4 protein-coding genes and 1 pseudogene are annotated in these 6,000 nt (G+C 73.9%); 4 read left to right on the forward strand and 1 reads right to left on the reverse strand.

The window, feature by feature from the left end; genetic code table 11:
• Positions 1 to 449 precede the first annotated feature (449 nt).
• On the forward strand, positions 450 to 2,057 hold the full coding sequence (locus tag ORI94_RS13845) for a glycosyltransferase family A protein (RefSeq protein WP_266074997.1): 1,608 nt from the start codon (positions 450 to 452) through the stop codon (positions 2,055 to 2,057).
• Between the two features lie 207 nt (positions 2,058 to 2,264).
• Positions 2,265 to 2,686: pseudogene (locus ORI94_RS13850) on the forward strand (rhomboid family intramembrane serine protease); the annotation flags it as partial.
• A gap of 45 nt (positions 2,687 to 2,731) precedes the next feature.
• Here the strand turns inward: ORI94_RS13850 and hemE are convergent.
• On the reverse strand, positions 2,732 to 3,799 hold the full coding sequence (gene hemE, locus ORI94_RS13855) for a uroporphyrinogen decarboxylase (protein WP_266074998.1): 1,068 nt from the start codon (positions 3,797 to 3,799) through the stop codon (positions 2,732 to 2,734).
• A 262-nt stretch (positions 3,800 to 4,061) separates the two neighbouring features.
• Here hemE and ORI94_RS13860 point away from each other — a divergent pair, with 262 nt between their 5' ends.
• Positions 4,062 to 4,739, forward strand: coding sequence for a DUF3000 domain-containing protein (locus tag ORI94_RS13860; RefSeq protein WP_079139401.1), 678 nt, complete (start codon positions 4,062 to 4,064; stop codon positions 4,737 to 4,739).
• A 477-nt stretch (positions 4,740 to 5,216) separates the two neighbouring features.
• Positions 5,217 to 5,873 (forward strand): response regulator transcription factor, encoded by a 657-nt coding sequence (locus ORI94_RS13865; protein ID WP_266075002.1) that lies wholly within the window; start codon positions 5,217 to 5,219, stop codon positions 5,871 to 5,873.
• Positions 5,874 to 6,000 lie beyond the last annotated feature (127 nt).

Here is a 6,000-nt window from a genome sequence, read left to right on the forward strand (position 1 = left end):
CTCTTCGCGCCGTTACCGCCTTCGTCTGCTTCCCGTCCGCTGAGTGGAGGCACGGTCCCCCAGACGACGTTCAACCGACGCTCCCCCGCAGACCATCCGTGCGGCGAAGGCGTTCGCCGAGGACGTCGTCGGCGGAGTGTTCCCGCAGGAGGAGCGCTCCGTCCACCGAGCCAGCGCGGTACGACGGACGGCCCCGCCGGTCTGCCCCCCGCCGGCGGGGCCGTCCCGTGCCACCGCCCGGCGCGGTGCGGTGCGGTGCGCCATTCGGGTGCATGTGCCGCTCGTTCGCGGTGCGGCTCCGTCTGCGGTGTTACGTTCCTCGCCCGTGGGCTCAGGTGGTTCTCACCCGTGGCCGTCCCGGGAACGGACGGCGGCGCCGGAACCGGCGTTCCGCCGCCGTCGGACACCGAGACCACCGCGCCCCCCAGTCGGACACGAGGGTGGATCCCGTGCTCAAAGTCAGCGTCGTCGTCCCCGTCCACAACGCGGGCTCCTACATCGACAAGTGCGCGCGGAGCCTGCTCGGGCAGAGCATCGGCCGCGACGCCTACGAGGTCGTGTACGTCGACGACGGCTCGACCGACGACTCGGCCGAACGCCTGGACCGGCTCGCGGCCCTGCACCCCCACGTGCGGGTGCACCGCCAGGAGAACTCCGGCTGGCCGGGGAAGCCGAGGAACGTCGGGGTGCGGCTGAGCCGGGGCGAGTACGTCCAGTTCGTCGACCAGGACGACGAACTGGGCCACGAGGCGCTGGAACGGCTCTACGACCTGGGCAGGCGCAACGGATCGGACATCGTTCTCGGCAAACCGGCGGGCACCATGGCAGGGCCCAGCAATGTCTTCGCCCGCACGGTCGACCGCTGCACCGTGAGCGACCACCCGCTGTTCGAGAGTCTGACGCCCCACAAGATGTTCCGCCGCGCTTTCCTCCTGGACAACGACGTCAGGTTCCCGGAGGGCCGGTGCCGGCTCGAGGACCAGGTGTTCATGGCGCACGCGTACGCGGTGGCGCGGTGCGTCTCGGTCCTGGGCGACTACCCCTGCTACTACTGGATGCGCCGGGAGGACGGCGGGAACACCAGCAGCAGGCAGCTCGTCGTCGACGAGTACTTCGGCTGGCTGCGCACGGTCGTGCAGACCGTCAAGGGGCACACCCCGCCCGGTCCGGTGCAGGACGCGATGCTCCGCCGGACCTACCGGGTGGAGATCCTCCGCCACATGAGCGAGCCCTACGTGCTGAGCGGCCACGGTCAGGTCCAGGAGCGGTTCGAGGCGGTACGGCGGCTGGTGCTCGAGGAGTTCCCGCCGTCCGTCCGGGAAGGGTTTCCGGCGGTGACGCGGCTGCGGGCCCGTCTGCTGGAGGAGGGCCGCCTCGACGCCCTGTCGCTGCTGGCCCGCCGCGTCCGCCAGGTGAGGCCCCTCGCGGAACTCGGCCGGCCCCGCTGGCACGACGGCGCGCTCACCGCCCCGGTGCGGATGTACCTGGCCCACCAGGACGGCAGGGCGGTGACCCTCCTGGAGCGCGGGGGGCGCCTGGTGCTCGATCCGGCGCTGACCGAGGGGATCGCCGGAGCCGGGGAGTGGGCGGTCGGCGATCACCTGACCGCCGCCTACGGGGAGATCCGGCTCTCCCACCGCGGACAGCACGTCGGCTGGTTCCCCGCGTCGGATCTCGCCGTGCGGCTCGAGAACGGCAGGGGCGGCCGGCGGCGGCCCGTGGTGGCCGGGACGATGCGGATCGATCCGCTCACCGCGGCCGGCGGCGGTCCCCTGGACCGTGGTGTCCACGACGTGTCCGCGTACTTCCAGGTCCTCGGTGTCGGCCGCAGCGTCGCGCTGCGGGGGGACGTGAGGAGCCGGCCCCTGGGCGGGCAGGCCGTGTGGCTCGGGACGCCCTCGCGCGCGGTCATCCCGTACTGGACCGCCGGCCGCCAGCTGGCGCTCGACGTCGGCGAGTTCTACCACCGTCTGGACGCGGTTCCGCGACGGGCGGGGCTGCGGGAGCTGATCCGCGTCCCGGCACACGTGCGGGGACGGCCACGCACACGCTCGTAGCGTTCGTCGACGGGCACAGGGGCCGCTCGGAACCCACCATCCTTGCGGTGCTTCAGCTTCACCAACTGGTGCGTGCCGGAGCGCCCCTGCTCGGTCACCCGGTACACGTCATCCGCGACGACGCTGTTCACGTCGACCGCGCGCCCCGCCGTTCCTGAGCCCGCAGCCGGCCATCGGGACTGCCTCCCACGCCAACGGGTGGTCCGCCTCCCGGACCGCGTGGGGCACGTGCGGTACCTGCTGTCCCACCCGGTCTGCGGGCATGCGACCGCCCACGGGTTCGCTCTCACGAACACCGGCTCCGCCACTCCCGTGACCGGCTCCTCGGGAGCCGTCGCGGGCGTCCTCGGCGCCTGCCTGGTGCCCTGCCCGAGGGCACGCGTCGGGGTCCTCGTGCCCTTCCTGGTCTTCCTGCCGCTGCGGCTGCCCGCCTGGACCGTGCTCGGCCCGTGGTTCGCGCCGCAGGCGGCGTACTCGTCCGGTGCGGGCGTCACCGGCGCCGGGGCGGTGGCGTACGGGGCACATGCCGTGGGCTCCGTGGCCGGCGTGCCGGTCGCCCGGCCGCTGCGCCCCGGTACTCCCCCGCCCCGGAGCCGCGCGGCCTGCTGCTCGGCAGGCGGGCACGGCCCCGGGTCCCCGTGGTGAACGGCCCGCGCGGTGAACGGCCCGCGCGGTCAGCGGGCGGTGACGGTGTGGACGTGGTCGACGAGGCGGGTCAGCGCGTCCGGGTCGGTGGTCGGCATGACGCCGTGGCCGAGGTTGAAGACGTGGCCCTCGAGGCCCTCGGCCGCGGCCAGCACCTCGCGGGTCTTCGCCTCCACCGCCTCCGTGCCGGCGAACAGCACGGTCGGGTCGAGGTTGCCCTGGAGCGTCTTGCCGGGGCCGACGCGGCGGGCGGCCTCGTCCAGCGGGACGCGCCAGTCGACGCCGACGACGTCCGCGCCGGCCTCGCCCATCAGGCCGAGGAGCTCGCCGGTGCCGACACCGAAGTGGATGCGGGGGACGCCGTGGCCGGACACCGCGTCGAGGACCTTGGCCGAGGCGGGCAGCACCGAGCGCCGGTAGTCGGCCGGGGCGAGCGCGCCGGCCCAGGAGTCGAACAGCTGGACCGCGGAGGCTCCGGCCTCGATCTGCACGGTGAGGAAGGCGGCGGTGATGTCCGCGAGGCGGTCGAGGAGGTCGGCCCAGAGCTCCGGGTCGCCGTACATCATCGCCTTGGCGTTCTCGTAGGTGCGGGACGGGCCGCCCTCGACGAGGTAGCTGGCGAGGGTGAACGGGGCGCCCGCGAAGCCGATCAGCGGGGTGGCGCCGAGCTCGGCGGTCAGCAGGCCGATCGCCTCGGTGACGTAGGAGACGTCCTCGGGGGTGAGGTCGCGCAGCCGGGCCAGGTCGGCGCGGGTGCGGAAGGGCTCCTCGACGACGGGGCCGATGCCGGGCTTGATGTCGAGGTCGACGCCGATCGCCTTGAGCGGGACGACGATGTCACTGAAGTAGATCGCCGCATCGACGTGGTGGCGGCGCACCGGCTGGAGCGTGATCTCGGCGACGAGGTCGGGGCGCATGCAGGAGTCGAGCATCGCGACGCCCTCGCGCACCTTGCGGTACTCCGGCAGTGAGCGGCCCGCCTGCCGCATGAACCACACCGGAGTGTGCGGCACCGGCTCACGCCGGCACGCCTTGAGGAAGGCACTGTCGTACGTCTGGGTCGGCTGCTTGCCCCGCGGGCTGACATTGGCGCTCACCCGGCCAGTCTCCCACGGCCCGCCGGCACTCCCGCACCGCAGGCCGCCCGAGCGCCGCGCCCCGCACCGGGCCGTTTCCCGCACCTCACGCCAGGCCGTGTCCCGCGTCCTGCCTCACACCCGCGCCGGGCCGTGTCCCCACCCCCCGCGCCACGCCGGGCACCGCGTTCGCGCCACGCCGGTGCGACACGATCCGGACACCGTTGCCCGCCCCGGGTGTCCCTCCCCGCGCCGGGGCCCGCTTCCGCTTAACCTTCCCCGCATGGCTGCGGCTCAGGGACGACTGTCGGACGGCACGGGCGGAATGGACGAAGCGAAGGACACCGATGCGGATCTCGGGCTCGGGGGAACGGCGCCCCCGTTGCCCTTCCGGACCGCCGTCGACGCGTTGCGGGGCGCGCGGCTGCGCCCGCAGATCGAAGTGGAGACCACCCCGGCGCCCAAACGGCTCGCCCCGTACGCGTACGCGCTGGAGGCGGCGGTCGTGGACGGCGAGGAGGACGTGGCCGACGGCCGGCTGGTGCTGCTGCACGAGCCGGCCGGGCACGACGCCTGGCGGGGCACCTTCCGCCTGGTGACGCTGGTGCGCGCGGAGCTGGAGCCGGAGATGGCGGCGGATCCGCTGCTTCCGGAGGTGTGCTGGTCCTGGCTGACCGGTGCGCTCGCGGCGCGCGGGCTGACGTACGGCGAGCCGAGCGGCACGGTCACGCGGGCGAGTTCGCACTACTTCGGCGGGCTGTCCGAGCGCCCCGCCGCCTCGCAGATCGAGATCCGTGCCTCGTGGACACCGCGGGAGGGCCAGGGCGGGGTGCCGGACACGGCCACGCATCTGGTGGCGTGGTGCGATCTGCTGGCGCAGGTCGCCGGGCTGCCGCCGGCCGCTCCGGGGGACGCGTCGGTGGTGACGCTGCCTCAGCGGCGGGGCCCGCAGTCGCGCTGAGCCCGACGCGCCGCCGGATCCCCCGCGGACGCTGATCCCGCACCCTTCACCCGCGGCCCCCGCGACGTGCCGTGCCGAGCCCCGCGTGGGGCTCCCGGCGATTCTGGAGACCGGTCTTCGGACCGGTCTCCTCGTCGTTCCCGGGCGGGTGCCCGAGCCGGCCCCGGGCAGGTCACCGGGCCGGCTCGCCCCCCTCCGCTCCACCGCTCTCCTCAGTAATCCCTTTGACGACCTTTTTGGGGATCTCTTTGTCGATACGGCCACTTTCGGAAGGGTTACGACGCGGACCGAAACCGTTCGGTCTTCGAATGATCGACCGCGTGTCCGAATTGCACGGATTGTTACTCACTGGATCGTGATCATTCTCTAAAGGAGACCGGGTTTGCTGCCGAAGACGACTGTGACCTTGAAAGCACGGTTGAGCCCGGCCTCGCCCCCACGAGCCGGCCCCGTCCCGCCGCCACCCCAGGAGGCCTGGTGTCCGTTCTCCTCGAGCAGCCCGCAAGCCTGGTCGCCTACCGCCCGAACAAGCCGACCGCCATGGTGGTCGTGGCCGACCCCCGCGTCCGTTCCACCGTCACCCGCCATCTGTGGGCGCTCGGTGTGCGCGACGTGATCGAGGCCTCGTCCATCGCGGAGGCTCGTCCCCGCATCGGCAACCCCCGCGACATCTGCGTCGCCGACGTCCACCTGCCGGACGGTTCCGGCCTCACCCTCCTCTCGGAGACCCGGGCCGCGGGCTGGCCCAACGGCCTCGCCCTGTCCGCCGCCGACGACATCGGCGCCGTGCGCAACGCCCTCGCCGGCGGAGTGAAGGGCTACGTCGTCACCGGCACCCGCACCAATCTCGGACTCCCCTCCCGCCCCGGTGCCGCCCCCATCGGCGGAGCCCGCCTGCACCGCCGCCCCCCGGGTGCCCCGAGCCACCCGGGCGGCTACCGCGAACTGTCCGGCCGTGAGGTCGAGGTGCTGCGGCTGGTGGCGGAGGGGCAGTCGAACAAGGCCATCGGCGTCTCGATGGGCCTGTCCGCGCTGACCGTCAAGAGCCACCTCGCCCGCATCGCCCGCAAGCTCGGCACGGGCGACCGCGCCGGGATGGTCGCGGTGGCCCTGCGCACCGGCATCATCCACTGACCCTCCCGACCGGGCACGCACCGGACTGACTTGTTTACGACCCCCCGGGGTGGGGGGGGGGGGGGGGGGGGGGGGGGGGCGGGGCCCCCCCCCCGGGGGGGGGGGCGGGGGCGACCCCCCCACCCCC

The organism is Streptomyces sp. NEAU-W12 (assembly GCF_026242095.1).
GTDB lineage: Bacteria > Actinomycetota > Actinomycetes > Streptomycetales > Streptomycetaceae > Streptomyces.

Bases quoted from the DNA above. Each gene is read 5' to 3' on its own strand.
- ORI94_RS13860 (WP_079139401.1), top strand. From the start codon at position 4,062: ATGGCTGCGGCTCAGGGACGACTGTCGGACGGCACGGGCGGAATGGAC.